At 55.7% G+C, this 22,214-nt stretch carries 13 protein-coding genes; 4 read left to right on the plus strand and 9 right to left on the minus strand.

Features of this window, described 5'->3' with window-relative positions:
* The first annotated feature begins 23 nt into the window (after positions 1 to 23).
* The 4 genes from ACT3TC_RS00410 to cysQ all read left to right on the plus strand — a co-directional run bounded on the left by ACT3TC_RS00410 (position 24) and on the right by cysQ (position 4,461).
* Positions 24 to 1,097 (plus strand): glycosyltransferase family 1 protein, encoded by a 1,074-nt coding sequence (locus ACT3TC_RS00410; RefSeq protein ID WP_444638704.1) that lies wholly within the window; start codon positions 24 to 26, stop codon positions 1,095 to 1,097.
* Positions 1,098 to 1,119: 22 nt separating this feature from the next.
* Positions 1,120 to 2,691, plus strand: a complete 1,572-nt coding sequence (pgm, locus tag ACT3TC_RS00415; RefSeq protein ID WP_444638706.1) for a phosphoglucomutase (alpha-D-glucose-1,6-bisphosphate-dependent) — start codon at positions 1,120 to 1,122, stop codon at positions 2,689 to 2,691.
* Positions 2,692 to 2,746: 55 nt separating this feature from the next.
* Positions 2,747 to 3,601 (plus strand): UTP--glucose-1-phosphate uridylyltransferase, encoded by an 855-nt coding sequence (locus ACT3TC_RS00420; protein ID WP_444638708.1) that lies wholly within the window; start codon positions 2,747 to 2,749, stop codon positions 3,599 to 3,601.
* 98 nt (positions 3,602 to 3,699) lie between these two features.
* Positions 3,700 to 4,461: a 3'(2'),5'-bisphosphate nucleotidase CysQ gene (cysQ, locus tag ACT3TC_RS00425; protein ID WP_444638709.1), complete on the plus strand. Its 762-nt coding sequence runs from the start codon at positions 3,700 to 3,702 to the stop codon at positions 4,459 to 4,461.
* A 601-nt stretch (positions 4,462 to 5,062) separates the two neighbouring features.
* Here the strand turns inward: cysQ and ACT3TC_RS00430 are convergent.
* The 9 genes from ACT3TC_RS00430 to ACT3TC_RS00470 all read right to left on the minus strand — a co-directional run bounded on the left by ACT3TC_RS00430 (position 5,063) and on the right by ACT3TC_RS00470 (position 22,213).
* Positions 5,063 to 5,572 (minus strand): REP-associated tyrosine transposase, encoded by a 510-nt coding sequence (locus ACT3TC_RS00430; protein WP_444638711.1) that lies wholly within the window; start codon positions 5,570 to 5,572, stop codon positions 5,063 to 5,065.
* A gap of 186 nt (positions 5,573 to 5,758) precedes the next feature.
* Positions 5,759 to 6,172, minus strand: a complete 414-nt coding sequence (gene rnk, locus ACT3TC_RS00435; protein WP_444638713.1) for a nucleoside diphosphate kinase regulator — start codon at positions 6,170 to 6,172, stop codon at positions 5,759 to 5,761.
* A 151-nt stretch (positions 6,173 to 6,323) separates the two neighbouring features.
* The gene (gene gdhA, locus ACT3TC_RS00440) at positions 6,324 to 7,676 is read right to left on the minus strand and encodes an NADP-specific glutamate dehydrogenase (protein ID WP_444621966.1); all 1,353 of its coding nucleotides are present in this window, start codon (positions 7,674 to 7,676) and stop codon (positions 6,324 to 6,326) included.
* A gap of 1,155 nt (positions 7,677 to 8,831) precedes the next feature.
* On the minus strand, positions 8,832 to 10,439 hold the full coding sequence (locus tag ACT3TC_RS00445) for a gamma-glutamyltransferase family protein (RefSeq protein WP_444638715.1): 1,608 nt from the start codon (positions 10,437 to 10,439) through the stop codon (positions 8,832 to 8,834).
* A gap of 247 nt (positions 10,440 to 10,686) precedes the next feature.
* The gene (gene tnpA, locus ACT3TC_RS00450; RefSeq protein WP_087721126.1) at positions 10,687 to 11,118 is read right to left on the minus strand and encodes an IS200/IS605 family transposase; all 432 of its coding nucleotides are present in this window, start codon (positions 11,116 to 11,118) and stop codon (positions 10,687 to 10,689) included.
* Between the two features lie 224 nt (positions 11,119 to 11,342).
* Complete coding sequence (rfaH, locus tag ACT3TC_RS00455; protein WP_444638717.1) at positions 11,343 to 11,888, minus strand: transcription/translation regulatory transformer protein RfaH; 546 nt, start codon at positions 11,886 to 11,888, stop codon at positions 11,343 to 11,345.
* A 4-nt stretch (positions 11,889 to 11,892) separates the two neighbouring features.
* Complete coding sequence (locus tag ACT3TC_RS00460; protein ID WP_444638718.1) at positions 11,893 to 13,230, minus strand: aminotransferase class I/II-fold pyridoxal phosphate-dependent enzyme; 1,338 nt, start codon at positions 13,228 to 13,230, stop codon at positions 11,893 to 11,895.
* The gene (locus ACT3TC_RS00465; protein ID WP_444638720.1) at positions 13,227 to 20,585 is read right to left on the minus strand and encodes an SDR family NAD(P)-dependent oxidoreductase; all 7,359 of its coding nucleotides are present in this window, start codon (positions 20,583 to 20,585) and stop codon (positions 13,227 to 13,229) included. The genes ACT3TC_RS00460 and ACT3TC_RS00465 overlap by 4 nt, the downstream gene beginning before the upstream one ends.
* Positions 20,582 to 22,213: an LTA synthase family protein gene (locus ACT3TC_RS00470; RefSeq protein ID WP_444638722.1), complete on the minus strand. Its 1,632-nt coding sequence runs from the start codon at positions 22,211 to 22,213 to the stop codon at positions 20,582 to 20,584. Before ACT3TC_RS00470 ends, ACT3TC_RS00465 begins: the two co-directional genes overlap by 4 nt.
* Position 22,214: the final 1 nt, after the last annotated feature.

Below are 22,214 nucleotides of genomic sequence, written 5' to 3' on the forward strand. Positions count from 1 at the left end.
GTAGGTCTTGGCAAGAAGAGGTAATGGCCATTAATTATGTTTCTGGAAAGCCCTCTTCCTGGGTCGTTCTAAGCGATGGTGGACAGCCAACAGAAGATATCTATTTTCTGGAGTCTGCAGCTCCTGCACTTCAGCGCCAAGGCACTAAGGTGAAGCGTGTTACCGCCTCCCGCTCATTAGGTGCTGCTCTGGTGCATGGCCGGGCGTTTCTGCGTCAATATGCGGGCGCCAATTTATTGCTTTGTCGCTCGCTACCGCCTGGTTGGTTACGCTGGGTAGAGCGCCATCGCAGCGCCTTTGGGTATATCGCTTATTTGATTGATGACGATATTGCTGCTGCTGCCAACGACCCAATGCTACCTGCCGCATACCGCCAGCGTATGCGGCGGATTGCTCATCTTCAGCCCCGCTTGCTGATGCTAAGCGATGAAGTGGTTGCTTGTAGCGAAAAGCTTGCTCAGCGTTTTTATGCGCAGCATGGAAATGTTTCGGTATTAACGCCGCCACTGATTGCGCCATTACCAACCCGTGAGCATTTTACATTATCGCCTTCAGCGCAGGCACCGTGGAAGATTGGTTTTCACGGTACGCGGGCTCATCTTACTGATCTGCTGCATATAACGCCTGCATTATGGGCAATTCAGCAGGGCAGGTTAGACACGCAACTTGAACTAATGCTGGGTAAACATACGCCTAGCCAATTGGCCGGATTGCCGCGCGTTCAAACGCCCGATCCGTTGCCTTGGCAGGCATTTCGTCACTACCAGGCGAACTGTCGGTTACATATTGGTGTGGCGCCGCTGTTGGAAACCCCGTTTAACCAAGGCAAATCCTTTATCAAGTTTTTAGATATTGCCGCGATGGGAGGGGTGGGTATTTACTCAAACCGCTACCCCTATACGGAGATCGTTCGCCACGGTGAAAATGGCTTGTTGGTAGAGGATTCTCCTGCCGCGTGGCAGGCTGCTTTACAGCAGTTAGTAAATAATCCCCAAACAGCCGCTGACATGGCCCAACAGGCGGCGATCGATGCTCAACGTATTGGCGACCTGCAACAGGCCGTTATGTTTTGGCAGACTCGGCAAGACAATAATTAAGTTTAAAAAGGGAGCTATTCGTATGGAAGCTATTTTTAACGCGTTTTACGAACAAGTACCGAATGCCAATGTGGCCAAAGAGCGGGTGGCCTTTGGCACGTCTGGCCACCGAGGCCGCGCGACTGAGCGTACTTTTAACGCAGCCCATATTATGGCGATTACCCAGGCCGTGGTGGATTATCGTATGGAGGTCGGCTACCAAGGGCCGCTGTTTTTAGGCTTCGATACTCACGCGCTTTCCCGGCCTGCCTGGGAGTGCGCGCTGCGTGTATTGGCCGCCAATAACGTACCGGTGCTAATCGAAAAAGATCACGGCTATACCGCGACGCCGTTGGTTAGCCACGCCATTTTGCAACACAATGCATCCAACACGGCGTTAGCCGACGGTTTGATTATTACGCCGTCACATAACCCGCCTGAAGATGGCGGTATTAAATACAACCCTTCCCACGGCGGCCCTGCTGATACAGAAGTGACATCATGGATGGAGCTACGCGCCAACGCGTATCTGCTGCGTGAGCTGGGCGATGTGCCGCTTGCCTCTGTGGACGAGGCGCTTGCTCATGCACAAGAGTACGATTTTACCGCTCACTATGTGGCTGACCTTAATAGCGTAGTGGATATGCAGGCTATCCAGCGGGCGGGGTTAACCTTGGGCGCTGACCCCATGGGTGGGACCGCGTTGCCGGTATGGCAGGCGATTTCAAAGCACTATGAGTTGGCGCTAGAAGTGGTCAACATGGAGGTTGATGAGTCCTTTGCGTTTATGCCGCCCGACCACGACGGTAAAACCCGTATGGATTGTTCAAGCACGGCGGCGATGGCGAATCTGTTAACGATGAAAGACCGCTTCGATATCGCCTTCGGCAACGACCCGGATGCCGACCGTCACGGCATTGTGGATGCTAATGGCTTGATGAACCCTAACCACTTTCTAGCCGTATGTATCGACTACCTGATGGGGCATCGGCCTGAGTGGGCGGCGTCGCTAAAAATTGGTAAAACGCTGGTGTCGTCTTCCATGATCGATAGGGTGGTAGCGTCTCATAACCGCGAGCTTTATGAAGTGCCGGTTGGGTTTAAGTGGTTTGTCGATGGACTACATGAAGGCTGGTTGGCCTTTGGTGGCGAAGAAAGTGCTGGCGCCAGCCTGCTAACCCGCGATGGGGCGGCGTGGTCAACCGACAAGGATGGCATTGCGCTATGCTTGCTGGCGGCAGAGATTCTGGCTGTCACTGGTAAAGCCCCTAGTGCCTATTATCGCGAGTTGACTCAGCGCTTTGGTGAGCCTTGCTACAAACGGGTCGATACTGCTTGCACGCCTGAAGAAAAAGCGGCTTTCAAAAAGCTGAACAGTGAGAGTGTGACTGCACAAACACTGGCAGGAGAGTCGATTACCGCTGTACTGGTGACAGCACCCGGTAATGGGGCGAGTATTGGAGGTATTAAGGTGACCACCGAAAACGGCTGGTTCGCTGCACGCCCCAGCGGCACGGAATCGCTCTACAAGGTATATGCTGAAAGCTTCAAAGGCCCTGAGCATCTGGATGAGTTGATCGAAAGTGCTAGGGCGTTGCTTTCGGATATGTTATAGCGCGTTACCCGCTAGTAGGTGGCGCCCGTTACGAAATGAAACAAGGAAATAAGTAATGACCCAAGTGCGTAAAGCGATTATTCCCGTCGCCGGTTTTGGTACGCGGTTGTTGCCCATTAGCAAGGCAATTCCCAAGGAAATGGTGCCTGTTGTGGATCGCCCCTTAATTCAGCACGTCATAGAGGAAGCATTGGCAGCTGGCATTAATGAAATTATCCTGGTGACACGTTCAGGTAAATCGGCGATTGAAGATCACTTTGATGCCCATGTTGAGCTTGAGGATGCACTGGCTAGCAAAGGAAAAGATGCATTGCTGGCAACGCTTGAAGCCATTGCCCCGCCAGAGCTTAAAATTACCAGCGTGCGTCAGGCAAACGCCAAGGGCTTGGGGCATGCGGTTTTTTGTGCTGCGCATTTACTGGGTAACGATGAGCCGTTTGCGGTTATTCTGCCGGATGTGTTGGTAAAGCCTCAGCCAAGCAGTAATACCTGTGATCTGGGCCGTATGGTGGAGCTTTGGGACGCCAGCAACGCCGGGCAAATTATGGTGGAAGCCGTGCCCCAGGAAGACGTTTATCGTTATGGTATTGTTGACTGTGATGAGCCCAGCGCCGGTGAAAGTGCGGATATGCGCGGCGTGGTCGAGAAACCCAAGCCCGAAGACGCGCCTTCACGGTTGTCGGTCATTGGCCGGTACATTTTGCCGTATCGGATTATGGAGCTTTTGCGTGACCAACCGCCTGGCGCTGGTAATGAAATTCAGTTGACTGACGCCATTGACCGCTTAATGCAGGAAGGCCAGCAGGTCCAGGCGTTCCGCATGCAAGGGCGCACCTTCGATTGCGGCCATATTGAAGGCTGGCTGCAAGCGAATAACACGCTTGCCCGTGAAGCGGGCTACGGTCTGTAAGTTAGCACGCCAATATGTTTGCATCGTAAGCCGCCACGTTTGGCGGCTTTTACGTTTTAGGCTGCGGGTTAAAACAATGTAGCAGACAAGGGGGCAGTATGAATGATTTGTTAACAGAGGTATGTGTGATTGCTCGTGAGGCGGGCGATGCTATTTTACGTGTTTACGCTCAACCGTTCGACGTAGCGATTAAATCGGATAACAGCCCCGTCACCGCCGCCGATAACGCGGCAAACCAGGTTATTTTAGACAAGTTGAAAGCGCTTCCAGAGGGGATCCCTGTCCTTTCAGAAGAAGGGGGCGAGGCGTTCACCGGGCCGGATGCCAGCGGGCGCTATTGGCTGGTGGACCCGTTGGATGGCACGAAAGAGTTTGTAAAGCGTAATGATGAGTTCACGGTGAATATCGCTCTCATCGAGAACGGCAAGCCTGTATTGGGCGTTGTGCTGGCACCGGTATTCAACGTGGCGTATATCGCAGCCAGCGGCGTGGGGGCGTTTAAGATTGATAAGCATGGGCAGCGAGTCGCTATTCATGTTTCCGGTAGGCCAAAAGAAGGTACCCCGTGGCGCGTAATGGGGAGCCGTTCCCATGCCAGCCCCTATTTGGAAGATTGGTTAAAGCAGCTAGGCCCTCATGAGACAAGGCCCATGGGCAGTTCGTTGAAATTTGGCATCATCGCCGAAGGCAGTGCCGATGTATATCCACGCCTCGGCCCCACCAGCCTATGGGACACCGCCGCCGCTCAAGCGGTAGTCGAACAAGCGGGTGGACGGATAGTGACCCTGGACGGCACCCCGCTTTGTTATGCCAACCCCAACGAAACCCTCAACCCGGATTTTGTTGTTTGGGGGCATTAGCGAGAAAAACGCCACCATCACGTAAATGATGCAGAGGTAGTGCGGCTCCAGACCAAGGAGGCACACCCGGGCGGCTGGCGCCGCCTTTCGCGGGTGCCGCAGGCTCGTTCCTCGCCTGCGTTACCACGCGCTACGATTCTGCGCATGCTTCAACCGTAGTGCGGTGTGAGCGAAGCGCACCCGCAAAGCAGCGCACCGCGCTGCCGGGGTTAGGTGCGGTTATCCGGGCGGCTGGCGCCGCCTTTCGCGGGTGCCGCAGGCTCGTTCCTCGCCTGCGTTACCACGCGCTACAATTCTGCGTATATCGATGCCGAGTGCTGTAACCGTAGTGCGGTGTAAGCGAAGCGCACCCGCAAAAGCAGCGCTCCGCGCTGCCGGGGTAGGCCAAGGAGGCATACCCGGGCGGCTGGCGCCGCCTTTCGCGGGTGCCGCAGGCTCGTTCCTCGCCCGCGTTACCGCGCGCTACGATTCTGCGCATATAGATGCGAAATGGTTCATGTAGTGCGGTGTAAGCGAAGCGCACCCGCAGCGGCGGCCCGGCGCAAAGCAGCGCATCGCGCTGCCGGGGTTGGGTGCGGCAATAGATACTACTCACAGGCTGTTATTCCCAGTCCATTGTGGAAACGTCGGGAATGCGTTCTGAACCCCAATCACTTTCGTACCATCCTTTTTTTACGTATTGATGGAAGCTTGACCACTCCCAATCGCGAGGTGCTCTGCTCCAGCCGTGTTTCACCGGGTTGTAGTGAATGTAATCGATATGCCGCTGCCAGTCGTTTTCGTCCCGAATAACGTGCTCCCAAAAACCTCGTTGCCAAGCGTTTGGGTTTCCAGAGGGAAGGAGAAAATCTTTCGATGCATACTTTTTGATATCTCTCCAACGAGAAGAGTAATCAGAATCATCTTCCGGGAGGGTCCAAAGGCAGTGGAGGTGATCGGGGAGAAGTACAAATGCCTCCATCACAAAAGGTTGCTCCTCGCGTACTCGACGAAAAGCTCTCCCAAGCGCATTAATATTGAGTTGATCGGCGAGCAGCGGCTGGCGTGAATGGGTCACGACCGTAAAGAAATAGCTGCCTCCGGGCACGTAGGCTCGCCGATAGATTGCCATTACTGTCTTCCTTTAAAATATTATAAATATTACGAAGTAAGGTTAATGGCTTATGAGGTGTATGTCATCTTGAGGGCATTTTTCTCGCGGGTGCGCTAACGCTTACGCCACATTACAAGGTGTGAATGTAGTGCGCGGCAGGGCTTTGGACGCGCCCGCGATGGTGCCAAAAGGCGGTAAGAGCGTTTAACGATGGTGCTGCTTTTCGCGTTCGGGCTGCCACAAGATGGCGTCGATACGTAGGCGGACTTCGGAGTTATTGGGTAAAGGCCAATCAATAATATCGCCTACTTTAAGACCGATAAGGCCCGCGCCAATGGGTGCCATTACCGAAATGCCGTCCTCAACCGTGCTGAGTGCATGGGGGTAAACCAGTGTACGCACCATTTGGCGCCCACGGGTTAAGTCGGTGAAGCGGATTTGGCTGTTCATGCTGACCACGTTGTCGGGGATTTCCTGGGGATCAATCACTTCCCCGCGGGATAGCTCTTCCTCAAGCAGCGTGGCCACGGCAAGCTCTTTATCCGTAGCGTTATCAATCAAGCGCTGCAAGCGCTCTGCATCAAGACGGTTAATAATAATGGGAGGACGTTGTCCCATGGTCACTCTCCTTGGAAAGCAATGAAATCAATCGGATACTTTTATTTTACAGTAAATAAACGATTTTATAGCTGTCAATAAAAACAGTCCTCCCCGAAAAGGGAGGACTGTTCACCATGACCAGTGTAAGCGATCTAGCAGAGGAAGGCGATTACATTACTCCTTGCTCAATCATGGCATCCGCCACCTTTCTGAACCCGGCAATATTAGCGCCCAGTACCAGGTTGGTGGGGTCGCCAAACTCTTCCGCTGTGGTGGCGCACTGCTGGTAAATATTGGCCATTATCTCTTTGAGTTTTTGGTCAACTTTTTCCATGGGCCACTGCTCCATGCTGCTGTTCTGTGCCATCTCCAGCTGGCTTGTCGCTACGCCGCCGGCATTAGCGGCTTTACCTGGGCCATAGGCAATTTTAGCGGCCAGGAAGCAGTCAACAGCCTCGGTGGTCGAAGGCATATTGGCGCCTTCGCTCACGCAGGTAATCTGATTGGCGAGAAGCGTTTTGGCATCAAGCTCGGTTAGCTCGTTTTGGGTGGCGCAGGGGAAAGCGGCGTCTGCCTGAATGTGCCAAACTGCATGCCCACCTTGTGGATAATCCCGTGCGCTAATGTAGTGCGCGTCAGGGTGCTCGCTTAGGTACTCTTCAAGCGATACCCGTTTAACTTCTTTAAGCTGCTTAAGAAGCCCAAGGTCGATACCCTTTGGATCGTGGACTGTGCCGCGTGAGTCGCTACAGGTGATGGGGGTGGCGCCCAGCTCATACAGTTTTTCGATGGTGTAAATGGACACGTTCCCCGCGCCAGATACCAGGCAGGTTTTGCCTTCCAGGGTCTCGCCGCGTGCCGCCAGCATGTTTTGCGCGAAGTAAACAGCGCCGTATCCGGTGGCTTCTTTACGGCCAAGCGAGCCGCCCCAATTAAGGCCTTTGCCGGTTAATACGCCTTCATAGCGACCTGTCAGGCGTTTGTACTGCCCATACATATAGCCGATTTCACGCGCGCCAACCCCAATGTCGCCAGCCGGTACATCGCGGGTAGGGCCGATGTGGCGGTAAAGCTCTGACATGAAGGCTTGGCAAAAACGCATTATTTCGTTGTCTGACTTACCCTTGGGGTCGAAGTCAGAGCCACCTTTGCCGCCGCCGATAGGCAGTCCGGTTAAGGCGTTTTTGAAAATTTGCTCAAATCCTAAAAACTTGATGGTGCCTGCCGTAACGCTTGGGTGAAAGCGTAAGCCGCCTTTGTAGGGCCCAAGGGCTGAGTTGAACTGAATACGATAGCCTTTGTTGACCTGTACGCGGCCAGCATCATCTAACCAGCAAACGCGGAACATGATTTGGCGCTCTGGTTCGACCATACGTTCAATAATGCTGTGCTGTAGGTAGTGCGGCTGACGCTCAAACAGAGGACGCAAGCACTCTAATACTTCTTCTGCCGCTTGATAAAATTCAACCTGAGCGGGACTGCTAAGCTTTAAACGGGACAGCGTATCGTGAACGTAGGGCATGAAAAAATACCATGTGTAATTACTAAAGACGTTGTTAGCTGGTCAGCTATTTGAGGGACATTAAACGAGGAATGCGCTTTCTTGCATACCCTATGTCGTTTCGGAATGAGTAAAAAAATAGTGGAATTTAGACCAAAGTCGCAGTGTTTTGCTTAAAAAAGCAGGATATTAACAAAGTCAGTTAAACGGTATTTAAACGTAATGCGGTGCGTAGCGCCAGCCATCATTGCCATGTTGGTGAGGCGTGACTCAGCCGTCGGGCGCGGCATTGTTATTGTGTGCGGTAATTCATATGACGCGATCGTAGTGCGGTGTAAGCGAAGCGCACCCGCAAAGCAGCGCACCGCGCTGCCGGGGTTGGGGGCGGTTTCAAGCCTAGGCGGAGCATCCGGGCGGCTGGCGCCGCCTTTCGCGGGTGCCGTAGGTTCGTTCCTCACCAGCGTTACCACGCGCTACAATTCTGCGTATATCGATGCAGAGTGCTGTAACCGTAGTGCGGTGTAAGCGAAGCGCACCCGCAAAAGCAGCGCATCGCGCTGCCGGGGTGAGGGTTGGGCGCGGTTCCAGGCTTGAGCGGCACACCCGGGCGGCTGGCGCCGCCTTTCGCGGGTGCCGCAGGCTCGTTCCTCGCCTGCGTTACCGCGCGCTACAATTCTGCGTATGTCGATGCAGAGTGCTGTAACCGTAGTGCGGTGTAAGCGAAGCGCACCCGCAGCGGCGGCCCGGCGCAAAGCAGCGCACCGCGCTGCCGGGGTTGCGTGCGGTTCCAGGCCTAGGTGGCACATTCGGGCGGCTGGCGCCGCCTTTCGCGGGTGCCGCAGGCTCGTTCCTCGCCTGCGTTACCGCGCGCTACAATTGCCATGCTGTTGTGGCGTGATTCAACCATCGGGCGCGGCATTTATTATCGTGGTGGTGATTCACGGTGTGGCTCAATCGTAGTGCGCGGTAAGCGAAGCGCACCCGCAAAAGCAGCGCCCCGCGCTGCCGGGGTTAGGGTTGGGTGCGGCTCCAGGCCGGGGCGGCACACCCGGGCAGCTGGCGCCGCCTTTCGCGGGTGCCGCAGGCTCGTTCCTCGCCTGCGTTACCGCGCGCTACAATTGCCATGTTGGTGTGGCGAGGCTTAACCATCGGGCGCGGTAATGGCGTTTACCGGCGCTATATGGGCAGGGCGGCGCCGTCTGTGCGGGGTTCGGTGCCGCCCTGGAATGTGCCGGTGGCGGCGTTGCGTAGGATGATTTGCCCGCGGCCAAAGGTCAGCGCATCGTTCGTCCTGACGATGTGATGCCCGCGCCGTTCTAATGCTTGGGCGAGGTGGTCGGGAAAGCCGGGTTCCACCGCAACGGTTTTGCCTGCTACCCATTTCCAGCGCGGTAGGTCCAGTGCCGCCTGTGGGTTGAGCCTGTCTTCCAGTAGGCTGGTAACTACCTGTACGTGGCCTTGAGGCTGCATGTAACCGCCCATCACGCCGAAGGGGCCGACCGCTTGATTATCCTTGGTGATAAAGCCGGGGATAATGGTGTGGTAGGTGCGCTTGCCGGGGCGCAACACGTTAGCGTCTTCTTCGTTAAGCGAGAATGACCAGCCTCGGTTTTGCAGGCTGATACCGGTGCCTGGCACGACAATACCTGAACCGAAGCCTTCAAAGTTGCTTTGGATAAACGAGACCATATTGCCTTCGTCATCTGCTGTTGCGAGGTACACCGTGCCGCCCAGAAGTGGATTGCCGTGTACAGGGTCAATGGCTTCGTTTCCGATCAGCTTACTGCGCTGTGCCAAGTAGGCCGGTGAGAGCATCTGTTCGACGCTTGGTGCCATGTCTTCTCGCTCGGTGATATAACGCAGCCCATCCACATAGCCCAGCTTGGTCGCTTCGATGCGGCGATGCAGCGACTCAACCGCATCGCGTGGCTCATCGCCCAGTGCTTCCAGCATGCCGAGTGCCTGTAGCGCGATTAAACCGCTGCCGTTGGGCGGAGTTTCCCAGATATCATGACCGCGATAGCGAGTGCTAATAGGGTCAACCCATTCCGGCGTGAAGGCAGCAAGATCTTCCTTGCGTAGAAAGCCCCCATGCTGGCGCGAAAAAGCATCCATGGCATCGGCTAGCACGCCTTCGTAGAACGCATTGGCGCCGCTTTCAGCTATCGCGCGTAGCGTGTTGGTCATGTCGGGTGAATGCCAAATGTCGCCCGCTTTTGGGGCATGGCCGTGTGGTGTAAAATGCTCAAACCAGGGGGCAAACTCAGGGCGGTTGTACTGCTTGTAACGGGTGAAGGCTTTGTGCCATAGCTGACTCACCACGGGAGAAACCGCAAAGCCCTCTTCGGCCAGGGTAATCGCCGGGGCCAGCAGTGTCGCAAGGGGAAGCGTGCCAAAGCGCTCAGAAAGCGTGGCCCAGGCAGCGGGGGCGCCGGGTACGGTCACTGGGGTTAGTCCGTGGGCGGGCATTGCATCCAGGCCAAGCTCTCGTACGGCGTCAATACTAATCCCCATTGGGGCTCTGCCGCTGGCATTAAGGCCGTGTAATGTATCCTTCACCCATACTAGGGCAAATGCATCGCTGCCAATACCGTTGGAGGTGGGTTCAACCACGGTAAGTGCGGCGGCTGTTGCAATCGCCGCGTCAATCGCGTTGCCGCCATTACGCAGAATATCGGCACCCACTTGGGCGGCAAGCGTTTGGGAGGTGGCGACCATGCCGCGCTTACCCAACGTCACCATGCGTCGGGAGGCGGCCGGGTAGTAATGAGGGTCGAGGTTCATTGAATTATCCTTGTACGATATGCCAAGCAGGCCACTGTAGGGCTCAACATTAGCAGGATAATCTTATGAACGTCTTCTGATAGCCTTGATTACGTATTAGGCTTTGTACGAAAACTGCTTGCGCTCGACCATACGGCGTTAAAAATCAGCTCAAAATACTCAGTAAGTATCCCCCGGCAAAGCCGGGGGCTTTATATTGTTAGCCCCTCAAAGGGGCAAGAATCTGAGCCGCCTGAAGGCGGCTGCCTCACATTCCAAATTTGAGCTGATCATAATGCTCATCCACCTTTTCCTGATTCCGGATATAGGCCCTTACCATTCCTTCATCAAGCCCTACTGTCGAGACGAAATAACCTCTCGCCCAGAAGCTTTCACCAGAGAAATTTCGCGATCTGCCCATGAAATTTCTGGCTATAGATATCGCACTCTTCCCTTTGATGTAGCCAACCACATGTGACACCGAGTGCTTCGGAGGGATGCTGATACACATGTGAACGTGATCACGCATCAGGTGCCCCTCTACAATCTGGCACTCCTTCTGTCTTGCCAGCTCATGGAACACCTCACCAAGGTGTTTTCGGATACCACCAAAGATCGCCTTCTTTCGCTTTTTGGGGATGAACACGACATGATACCTGCAGTTCCATGTTGTGTGAGCAAGACTCTGGTACTCTCTCATTGGGAACTTCCTATCTCTTGGCTGAGATTGGAGGTTCCCTTTGACCGCATCACACGGTCAAACCTCGGGTAGTCCCCCGGCAAAGCCGGGGGATTACCTTATTTATTTACCCATGTAAACTCCGTTTTTTCGCTGATTTTTGCCTTGTCTGGTCTTCGCTCAGCGACTTTTCGTACAAACCCTAGGCGAAGCAGGCCGCAGCGAACCGTTGGGGGGCTCACCTTTCAGGGCTTACGCAACAGTTCAATCGGCACGTTAAGGTGTTGCGGGCGCTGGAGTACATTCAGCAACACAATGGCGCGCTCTTCGCCCTTGCAGCGCTCGAATATAGCATCGAGGTCTTTAAAGGGGCCGTCAGTAATGGTGACTTTTTCGCCCGCGCAGAAATAGGTATGACTCCCTTCTAAGCGGTGAGGTTGGGCGCGAAGCGTCTCCACCAGTGTATTGGGCACGCTAATGGGCGTATTGCCAAACGTCAGCAGGCGTAATACACCACGGGTAGAGCGAATGGGGCGCCAATTGCTGACAACCAAGTCTAAACGAATAAACAGGTAATAGGGAAACAGCGGTTCGCTCACCGTGGCAAGCTTGCCCTGGCGCTTGCGTTGTACATTCAGTACTGGATGAAACACCTCATAACCCTGGTGAGCGAGGTGTTCGGCCGCACGGAATGATTCGCTGCCTTTGCACTGAATAACGTACCAGTTGGGCAGGGCGCGCTCTTCAATGCTGGTCTCGGAAGTGGTTAGCTCTAGGTCAGTGGGTTCCATGCCGTTAGCTCTGTGCCTGGGCGAGCAGTGTAGCTAGCGCTTCTAGGGTTTGGTCGATATGTGCCTGAGTATGATCATAGGCAAGGAAAAAGCGTAGCCGGGCGCTCTTTTCCGGTACGGCTGGGTAAAGAATCGGCTGAACATTGATGTGGTACTGTTCAAGCAGCGTGTGAGAGAGGTGTGCTGCCAGCGGTGAACTGCCCACAATGATGGGAACAACGGCGGCGCCGATGCTGTGCCCGGTATCCATGCCGTGCTTTTTGGCTTGCTGCAGGAAGTAGCGCGAGATCGAGTGAAGCTTTTCCACCCGTTCAGGCTCTTGCTGCATAAGCGCTAGCACTTTGAGAGAGGGGGCGGCGACCTGGGCAGGCATCCCCACACTGTACAAGAAACCGGGCGCAAAGTAGCGCAGCGTTTCAACCAGCGCTTTAGTGCCCGCAATGTACCCGCCGCAGCCGGAGAGCGTTTTGCTCATCGTGCCCATCCAGATATCTACATCACGTGGGTCGATGGCAAAGTACTCATGAAGCCCCAAGCCGTTATGACCCATAACGCCGAAGGAGTGTGCTTCATCAACCATTAGCCATACCTGGTGCCGCTTTTTGAGCTCGATAAAGCGGGGCAGATCAGGAATGTCGCCATCCATGCTGTAAAGCCCTTCGATGACGACAATCACCCGTTCAAATTGATGCCGATGACGGCTAAGCAAGGCGTCGAGGGCATCGGGGTCGTTATGCGAAAACGATATGCGTTTGGCGCCGGAAAGCTGCGCGCCAACCAGTGAGCTGTTGTGAATATACTCGTCATGTAGCACGAGGTCTTTAGGCCCAAGCAGATAGCCAAGCGTTGATACGTTAGTGGCATGCCCGCTTACAAACGCGACCGCATCATCGACCTGATACGCCTTGGCAATGGCGTGTTCCAGCTCCCGATGAATAGGGCGCTCACCAGAAACGACTCGGCTGGCCGATACGGAGCTGCCGTAACGCGTCACCGCCTCGCAAGCGGCTTGGTTAACGCGCGGGTCACCCGAGTAGCCAAGGTAATTGTAGCTGGCGAAGTTAATGCACGGTTGCCCCTGAATAACGCTGGTTGCTCCGGCAATGCCTTCATGCACCTTAAAGAAGGGGTCTTTTAACCCCAACTGTTCAGCACCCTGGCGCAGCATGGCAAGCTGCTGGTAGCCTGGGTGGGCATCAAACCGCGTAAAGCGCTCGGGCACCGGATTGCTTGAGTCGTTGCCCTGTGAAGGGGCGGCAGTGTTGGACGTTGCGCGTGGCGTCGTACGTTTACGTGCTTGTTCCAACAGCTGCCGTTTTAAATCAGAGCGCTTAGCGGTCATGGTGTCTCGGTTGTCGATGATGTTGATGCTGGCTCGGTGAGCCCGCCTGCCCCGTGGCGAGCGGCCAGAGAGGCTAACGCATCTTGCGGTGCTTCTTCAACATCGCCGTCATGCTGATGGAGCTTTTGAATCAGCACACCCGCCAGCTTGTTAAGCGTTGAGGCTTCGCTAAGTATCATTACCGGCACCTGAACACCCAAGCGGTTCTCGATTGCTGTCATCAGCTCGACCCCCATCAGCGAGTCAAAACCCATGTCGTAGACCGAGCGATTAACGTCAATCTTTTCCTCTTCAATTAACAGGATGCTGGCAAGCTCTGCTCGAAGGAGCTCTGTGACCGTACTATGCAGCTCTTCCGGGGAAAGGTCGGCAAGCAGAGCGCTGATATCGTCATCGGTATCGTTGCTGCTGTCGTCATCGCTGGCACGGGCAATCTCGTTAAAGCGTGGCGCATTGGCGGTCGGCAAGAAGCGGGCGAGCGCTCCCCATTCAAGCTCCAGCACGCCAAGGCTGGGGCCGGGTGATACCAGCATCTGCTCAAGCACGTTAAGCGCGTCATCTGAACGAAGGGCAGAACCGCCTAAACGCTCTTGCAGTGCGTCACGCGTGCGAGAGTTGCGCGCCAGGAAACCGACATCTTCAATAGCACCCCAGCGTACACATGTGGCGGGAAGACCGGCAGCACGACGATTAGCGGCAAACGCTTCGAGCCAATGGTTGGCAGCCACGTAATTGGCCTGACCTGGGTTGCCAAATAGCGTGGTCGCTGACGAGTAGAGGATAAAGAAGTCCAATTGCTCATTACGCGTTAGCGCATCCAGGTGGCGAGCACCCTCTATTTTGGGCGTTAGCACCTTTTGAATGCGTTCGGCGTCCAGGTTACGGATCAAGCTGTCATCTATCACCGTGGCGGCATGCACGATACCGCGCAGCGGGCCCAGCTCATCCTTGGCGCGAGCTAGCACGCTGGCCAGTGCGTCGTGGTTGGTAATGTCGCAGGCTGCGGCCATTACCTGTACGCCCTGAGCATTAAAATCCGCAATAGCAGCTTGTGCTTCTTCGCTGCCCGGGCCGCTGCGGCTAAGCAGAATCAGTTGGCGAGCGCCTTTGCTTACCAGCCATTGGGCGGTTTTAAGGCCGAACCCGCCCAAGCCGCCGGTTACCAGGTAGCTGCCATCGTTTGATAGGCTCAGCGTTTCACGGCCCAGCGCTTCGCTCTTGGGCGGCGCAACAGGCTGCTCGTAGGTAACGACGACTTTGCCGATCTGGCGCGCTTGCTGCATATAGCGGAAAGCATCGATTACCTGGCTATGGCTGAACGCGGTAAACGGTAGCGGGCTGAGGGTGCCGTCGTTAAACAGCGCCATCATTTCGCCAAACAACCGCTGGGTCAGCGCAGGCTGTACTTTCATTAGCTGATCGGAGTCGATACCGAAATAGCTTAAGTTATTGCGGAAAGGGCGCAGGCCAATGTGGGTATTCTCGTAGAAATCGCGCTTACCCAGTTCCAGGAATCGACCAAAGGGGCGCAGGGCGCGCAGGTTTTGGTTGATGGCTTCCCCGGCAAGTGAGTTCAGTACGATATCGACACCTTCGCCCTGAGTGTCTTCAAGAATTTCTTCAGCAAAGGTGAGCGAGCGGGAATCATAAAGATGCTCCACGCCCATTAGCCGTAAAAAGTCGCGTTTCTCTTCCGAACCCACTGTGGCGTAAATTTCCGCGCCAAGCCATTGGGCAATTTGCAGCGCGGCAATACCGACACCACCGGCTGCACCATGAATCAAGACTTTTTCGCCTGGCTCCAGGCGTGCCAAGTGTTTAAGCGCGTAGTACACGGTAAAAAACGTGGTCGGGATGGTGGCAGCGGCGGCGTAACTCACGTCTTCTGGAAGAGGCGCTATCGCGTGCTGACTAGCAATCAGCCGGTCACTAAAACTGGCTGGCCCAAAGCCGACGATGGCTTGCCCTGGGGCTACGTGAGTAACGTTGTCGCCCACGGCAATAACTTCACCAGAGAACTCAAGACCCAAGGTTGGCCCCGCAAAGCCGTTCTCGATCGCTTCGTCAGAAAGCAGGCCGAGCGTGTACATCACGTCACGGAAGTTAAGCCCGGTAGCTTTTACCTTGACCTCAACCTCATCGGCCTTAAGCGCAGGTAACGCTCGTGGGCGCCACTGTAACTGGCGCAACTGCCCGGGTAGAGCAAAGCCGAGGGTCATTGCTTGATGGGCAGGCGTACTAACGGTTCGTTGAGGTGCTGGTGCAGGCAAGGTGCGCAAGCGGGTGGCAAAGCGTTCACCGCCTGCATGGATGACGACTTCGTTTTCGCTGTCCGCGATAGTCAGCGATGCAGCCCATGTACTTAACGCTGCATCACTAACCTCATGGGGGATATCCAGCAGGCTGGCCGTATGCCCCACGGCTTCATTGGCAAGCGAGCGACCAAAGCCCCAAAGTGCCGCATCATCGGGTACGTTGTCGTGTGCTTGCTGTGTTTGCTGAGTGTGCCAAAGCAGGCTAACACCTTGAGTGGTAAGCCATAGTGTTGCCGAGCTGAGTTTGGCCGCTTCCAGCGCCAGGCTCCACTGCTGGGCACGATAGCAACGCAAGGTTTGCACGCTGGTGTCGCTACCGCCCAGGTCGCGCAGGTCAATCACATTCAACGTTTGAGCAGCATCGCCCCATTCGCCGAGTGTATGTTGCAATAGCGTATCGGGTGCGTCGTTGCTTTGCTCAACCCGGACCTTGGCCTGGTGTGCGGTAAGTGCTTTAGCCAAGCGCGCCGCAAGCGCCTCGTTGGTCGGGTCGGTGATGATTAACTGGCAAGGCGTGTCGGCAAGGCTTTCATCCGCCTGAGGAGTGACGGATGCCAGTGGCAACTGGGCATGCAGCAGGTAAGCGCCCGCCGAGCTCTCTTCAAGCTCAATAGGGGCTGAAACCATAAAGCCTTGGGCACTTAGCCAATCGCTTAGTGTGCTGTGTTCCAGTGCCGTCTGGTCGATGCCTGGCGTTGCCAGCACGTCGTCTAGCCACTGGCTGGGGGATATACCCATTACCATAAGGTGGGCGCCAGGAGCCAGCTGGGCAGGCAAGGCTTCAATCAGCTGGCGCGTGCGAGCAGGTTGAGTGGCATCGGTACTGATGAAGGCGAGCTGGGCTTTTTCTGCGTTTGCTAACGTGTGTGGCGCATCATCCAGCGACTGCACATCAATAAGCGGGTAGCGCTCTTGCAGCTGTTCTGCCTGGTGGCGTGCGCTGTCATGCGTGGTAATCACTCGGTAGTGGTGATTACCTGCCTGGCCTGCATTGGCTAGCTGTTCCAGCAGACGCTGGCCCAGCGCAGGCGCGCAGGGGCCCGCTTCAAGCAGTTGCAGGCGCTTGCCTTGGCCCAATAGGGAAAGTGACGCTTCGATCAGGCTGCCAAGCTCAGTGGCAAGCGCTTGCCAACCGCATTCACCGATCAGTACACGGTTTAGCCTCGCCATTAGCTCAGTGGTAATGCCCAGTGTCTCAAGCGATGTCGTGCCGCTGAGTAGTGCATCACGGTGCAAGCCCAAGCGGCCCACCAGGTGAATCGGTGCAAAATAGTCGGGGTAATCCTGCACCAGTAGTTGCCAGATAGCTTCGGGCGCCAGTGCTTCCTCGTCACCTTCAATGGCATAGCCATGCTGGGTAAATGCTTCGCTTAGGCTATCGAGTAACGGAGCGACTTCCTGGGCGTAGCGTTGACCGGTATATGACGCGTAGTGGCCGCTTAGTTGCGCCAAGCGGTTTAGGGCATCGGCCGCCAGGGGCAGTGGCTTGGCGTCAAGCGGCGCTGGCGTAAGCTCGATATCCAGATAGCTAAACGATTGATGATGCGCGCGGTTCAAACGAATCGCCTTGAAGCGTGTTTGGCTCAGCACGGCCACGGCGTTTCCATTCGCATCGTACAGTTCAAAATCTGCGGTAAACGAGTGGGGCGCGCGTTTGCCCATCACGGCGCGAGCCAGTACCGGCACACCCGCTTCGAGGTTGACCTGTATACGACCAACCCGAACAGGCACAAACGCAAGCTGTGCGGCAAATTCGCTGTGCTGCGCTAGCAAGGGGATAAACATCTGGAAGGCGCTATCCAGAATGCCGGGATGAAGGTGAAGCGTCGCTAGCTGTGCCTGCACGTTACTGGATAAATCGATGGCGCCGATGACGGCGTTATCTTCGATCCATCCGTGGCTAATTGCCTGGAAGGCAGGGCCATAGTGCAGGCCGATGCGCTCGGCCATTTGCAGGTGTTCCGTTAGCGTGTAGTCCGGTGCGCGCGAAGGCAGTTTAGGTGCCCGACGGTTGAGCAGAAAGCCACGGCTTTCGTGCATATTGCGCGCTACCGCGTTTAACTGCCATTCGTGACCATTGGCTGGTTCGCGGGAGTGAATGGCGATGCGGCCGTCTTCCGAATTGAGCGCTAAGCGCAGAGCACGACCGTTAGGCCCATCCAGCAAAAGGGGCGCACGAATTTCCAGCTCTTCGATATCCAAAAGCGGGGTATCTTTTTGCTGTAGTGCGGCGGCCAGGGTTAGCTCAACAAATCCGGCACCGGGGAACACCGCGCCTTCACCCACCACGTGATCGGCAAGCCAAGGCTGACGTTTAATGTCCAGCTGGCTTTCCCAGGTGTGCTCTTGCTGCGCCAGCGGGTAGCCCAGTAGAGGATGCTGGTAATAGCGTGACAGTAGTCCTTGGCTGTCTTGTGTGCTGCTGACCCAGTGCCGCGTGCGTTGCCATGGGTAGCGGGGCAGTAAGGTACGTTGGCCTTCCACGGGGAACACATGACGCATATCAAATGAGAGCCCGCTCAACAGTAACTGGCCAACGCTTTGTTGCAGTTGTTCAAGACCAGGCTTGTGCCGCTCAATAGTGCCAATTGCCAGCCCTTTACGCTCTTGCTGGCGCAGTGTTTCATTGAGGTAGCGGCGCAAAATGGGATGCGCGCCAACTTCTACAAATACGTTATAACCTTGTTGTATCAGCGCGGTGGCTGCGTTATCAAACAGGACCGGTTCGCGGATGTTTTTCCACCAATACGTGGCGTCAAGCTCAGTGCCCAGGCTAAGTTCACCGGTAACCGTTGAGTAGTAGGGCAGCTGTGTTTTACAAGGGGTAATGTCGGCCAGGGCATCAATAACCCCCTGCTGGATGCTATCCATGGCGGGGCTATGGAAGGCGTAGTCCAACGGTAGGCGCTTAGCGAAAGTGCCTTGTTCACTTAACGCGGCTTCAAGCTCGGCCAGTTGATCGCGGTTACCTGCCAGCGTGATGCCTTTAGGGCTGTTAATACCCGCGAGGCAAACCTGGTCAAATTCTGGCTTGGCAAGCCATGGCGCTATGTCTTCGGCGCTCATGGCGACGGCGCTCATTTCGCCCTTGCCGCGGGTTTTGCCTTGATAAAAGCTGCGGAAATAAATGACCTTGACGGCGTCTTCAAGACTGAGTGCGCCTGCAGCCCAGGCTGCAGCGACTTCCCCGACACTATGCCCAAACACAGCGGTAGGTATAATGCCCTGCGCTTTTAGCCATTCTGTTAGCGCGACCTGTAGAGCAAACAGGGCTGGCTGAGCGATTTCGGTAAGCTCGAAGCGGTTCTCTCCGTTCTGTCCCTCAAGTTCAGCACGTAGCGAGAAATCGCCGTGCTGCTGAAATAGGCTGTCCACGCGGTCAATAGCATCGGCAAAAACGGGGGCTGTATTGAGCAATTCACGGCCCATGGTTTCCCACTGGCAGCCATTGCCGTCATAAACAAATACCGGGCCACGCGCATTGGGCAGTCGTTCCAGCGTGATCACATGCGGGGTGTCTTCGCCCTTGGCAAATTGGCTCAGCGCCGCTGCGGCTTCTTCTGGCGTTTGCGCAAAGCAAAATGCGCCAAAGGTGTGCTGTTCACGGTAGTTAAACAGTGTATGGGCAACATTGTAGAAAGCGCTGCTGCCTTCTATGAGATGCTCTGCTAATAAGTGAGCGCTATCCGTAAGTGCGTCCTGGCTTTTAGCACTTAGTCGGATGGGCAGTGCATGAGCGGATGTGTGGCCAGGTGCTGTCGGCTTTTCGGGTGCGCTTTCTAAAATAACGTGGGCATTGGCGCCACCAAAGCCAAACGAGTTAATCCCGATGACCAAGCGGCCCTCTTTTTTAAGAGGCTGCGCTTTGGTAACGACATGCAGGTTCCATTCATCAAATTTGATGCGTGAATTAAGCTTGCGAATGCCGATGGTAGCAGGCACTTCACGGTGTTGCAGACTATAAAGCGCTTTGGCAAGCCCCGCGACCCCTGACGCCGTTTCCAAGTGGCCGACGTTACTTTTTATAGAGCCAATCGGCAGGGGGGCCTGGCGATACTTGCCCAAGGCTTCACCAATGGCGCGGGTTTCTATTGGGTCGCCAACGGCGGTGCCCGTGCCGTGGGCTTCCAGATAGTCGATCTCGTCGGGGCTGATGCCCGCCTGTTCGTAGGCACGGCGCATTAGGTCAATCTGTGCGCTGGGGTTGGGTACCGTAATGCCTGATTTATGGCCATCGGTATTCACCGCCGAGCCAGCGACCACCGCGAGAATATTGTCGCCGTCAGCGATCGCCTGGTCGTAATCCTTGAGCAGGAAAAGCCCCGCGCCTTCAGAGCGCACGTAGCCATCGCCTGAATCATCAAACACCTGGCAGCGGCCCGTTGGCGAGAGCATGCTCGCCTTGGAGAATATAATGAACCCATAAGGGTGTAGGTGAAGGCTGATACCCCCCGCCAGCGCCATGGTCGTTTCGCCGCTGCGAATGGATTGGCAGGCTTGGTGGAACGCCACCATGGATGACGAACAGGCGGTATCCAGCGACATGCTTGGGCCATGCAGGTCAAACACGTAAGAGAGACGGTTGGAGGCAATACTTGACGTGTTACCCGTCGCGGTTGACGCATCAATGGCCGCCATGTCATCCGCCATGCGATACGAGTAGTCAAGGCTGGCGACCCCCAGGAACACGCCGCACTGGCTGCCGCGTAAGCTGCTGGGGACGATGCCGGCGCTTTCGATGGCTTCCCAAGCGAGCTCCAGCAGCATGCGCTGCTGTGGGTCCATATTGGCCGCTTCGCGGGGCGAAATACCAAAAAACTCGGCATCAAACCCGCTGATGTCGCCAAGGCTTCCTGCCGCAAAGGTAACGCTGGTGCCTGGGTGGCGCTTGTCGGGGTGCAAAAAAGCCTCATGGCTCCAGCGGTCATAGGCCACTTGGGTGACCAGATCTTTTTCGGCTTGCAGGTCCTGCCAGAACGTTTCAGGGGTGGTGCCGGGGAAACGATGGGCGGCGCCGATAATGGCAACGCGTCTAGTCATTCTTGCTCCTGAGGTTCTGGTTCTGCCTTGATCACATCGCTACTTATATCGTGTCCAAACGCTTGTTTAAATAGCTGGACGCCAAGTTCACTGGCGGTTAACGCGCACGTGTCATGCTGTTCGGGCATAAAGTCGTTCGACCACTCTTTAGCCTGCGTCGACCATATCATGTACGGCGTCGTGCCAGCCGGTAACGAGAAGTGCTCATACGCTTCGGGCAATATAGGTACATGATCACCATACCAGCCCAGCAATCCTGGCCGCTTATGTTCATCCAGCGTGCTTTTAACGCTAGCCAACATTTTGTCGGCCTCGCCTAGATGGCGCAAGTACACGGCTAAATCGTGTAAATGTGCAGGTAGCGGCCAAGGCGCTGTGGGCAGTGCAGCCGCGAGGCTTTCCTGGTGAGGTGCTTCCAGGTGCAACGGCCCATGGTTTTCCATGGTAATCACAAATATAAAAAGAGGCCCATTATCGCTATCTTCAAGCAGGCGTCCAACCTTTCGTGCAACGGCCAGGTCACCGATGTACTGGCCTTGCTTGTCGCTACTCTCAAAACCGGTGAGATCGATAAACTGGTCGAACCCTAACGGGGGAATCACTTTATGGCGCATATAAAAGCTGGCGGGGTAGGGGTGAACGCATACCGTACGGTACCCCGCTGCCTTAAATGTACTGGCCAGGCTTGGCAGTGGATGGCGCGACAGCGTGCGATAGGGGTTAAATTGGCGCGGGCCCCACGCGGCCGGTGAAAGTCCGGTAAGTACAGCACATTCGGTACGCACGGTATTAGCACCCCACGCGGGCACCTTCAGCTCGCCATGCAGCTGCGCTTGTAAGCGCGTAGCATCAAAATTCTTTAATAAGCTGTCACTAATGTCAGGGTGCCAGGGGCGTGGGTCGAAAAAGGATTCGCTTTGCACCAGTACGACATTAGGACGTACGTTCGATGTTGCGGTGAGGCGACTGGCTTCAATCTTTTGGGTTAACAGATAAAACGGGGATTGTTCAGGCGCGGGAGGAGATGAACGCATAAGGGCGATGCCATAGGCCCATAGGCTTGCAAATAATCCCAAACGATTTATGTCATCTACCGGGTTCAATGTGGTGGGAGCGAGTGCCCGCCAGCCCAAGGCGATAAGCGGCGCACCTATTGCGACGAGTAAGCCGCAGTGCGTGATAAAGCGTTGCCCGCCCCACTGAGATACGAGCGAAGGTTCCCAGTACAGAAACGCTCCGATGGCTGCGGCTCCCGCGCCAATGGCGGCTATGGCAAGGCCGGTCCCAAAAAAGGGCACATAAAGGCGAGGGTGAAGAATGGCATCCCAAAAGTACTCAAAATCGTGGCAGATGAACGGCTCACAGAGTGTGCGAGATTTTGTATTGCTGGATTGAACGAGCACCAACTGAAGCGCCAGAATAAACACCACCGTAAACCAGGGCCGCTGAAGCACCAGAATAAACGCGCCAAACAGCAATAGCCAGCTGCCTAAATGGACGCAGTTGGCCGCCAGACCACGCCGCCAAAGCGGCTGAGGGCGAGGGTTAAGGAGGGCTTCGAAGATGATCGTCCCCATCCCTCCAACCAGCAATGGCCAAAAAAGCGCAAAGGGCAGCGAGGTCGTCATA

It is taken from the genome of Halomonas sp. AOP27-A1-41 (assembly GCF_052378605.1).
In the GTDB taxonomy this organism is placed as follows: domain Bacteria; phylum Pseudomonadota; class Gammaproteobacteria; order Pseudomonadales; family Halomonadaceae; genus Vreelandella; species Vreelandella citrativorans.

What these genes read in the sequence shown, in the direction of transcription:
- ACT3TC_RS00460 (WP_444638718.1), bottom strand. Translation starts at nt 13,230, where the DNA reads ATGACCGCTAAGCGCTCTGATTTAAAACGGCAGCTGTTGGAACAAGCA.
- ACT3TC_RS00470 (WP_444638722.1), bottom strand. Translation starts at nt 22,213, where the DNA reads ATGACGACCTCGCTGCCCTTTGCGCTTTTTTGGCCATTGCTGGTTGGA.
- gdhA (WP_444621966.1), bottom strand. Translation starts at nt 7,676, where the DNA reads ATGCCCTACGTTCACGATACGCTGTCCCGTTTAAAGCTTAGCAGTCCC.
- ACT3TC_RS00430 (WP_444638711.1), bottom strand. Translation starts at nt 5,572, where the DNA reads ATGGCAATCTATCGGCGAGCCTACGTGCCCGGAGGCAGCTATTTCTTT.
- rnk (WP_444638713.1), bottom strand. Translation starts at nt 6,172, where the DNA reads ATGGGACAACGTCCTCCCATTATTATTAACCGTCTTGATGCAGAGCGC.
- ACT3TC_RS00410 (WP_444638704.1), top strand. Translation starts at nt 24, where the DNA reads ATGGCCATTAATTATGTTTCTGGAAAGCCCTCTTCCTGGGTCGTTCTA.
- tnpA (WP_087721126.1), bottom strand. Translation starts at nt 11,118, where the DNA reads ATGAGAGAGTACCAGAGTCTTGCTCACACAACATGGAACTGCAGGTAT.
- ACT3TC_RS00445 (WP_444638715.1), bottom strand. Translation starts at nt 10,439, where the DNA reads ATGAACCTCGACCCTCATTACTACCCGGCCGCCTCCCGACGCATGGTG.
- rfaH (WP_444638717.1), bottom strand. Translation starts at nt 11,888, where the DNA reads ATGGAACCCACTGACCTAGAGCTAACCACTTCCGAGACCAGCATTGAA.
- cysQ (WP_444638709.1), top strand. Translation starts at nt 3,700, where the DNA reads ATGAATGATTTGTTAACAGAGGTATGTGTGATTGCTCGTGAGGCGGGC.
- ACT3TC_RS00420 (WP_444638708.1), top strand. Translation starts at nt 2,747, where the DNA reads ATGACCCAAGTGCGTAAAGCGATTATTCCCGTCGCCGGTTTTGGTACG.
- ACT3TC_RS00465 (WP_444638720.1), bottom strand. Translation starts at nt 20,585, where the DNA reads ATGACTAGACGCGTTGCCATTATCGGCGCCGCCCATCGTTTCCCCGGC.
- pgm (WP_444638706.1), top strand. Translation starts at nt 1,120, where the DNA reads ATGGAAGCTATTTTTAACGCGTTTTACGAACAAGTACCGAATGCCAAT.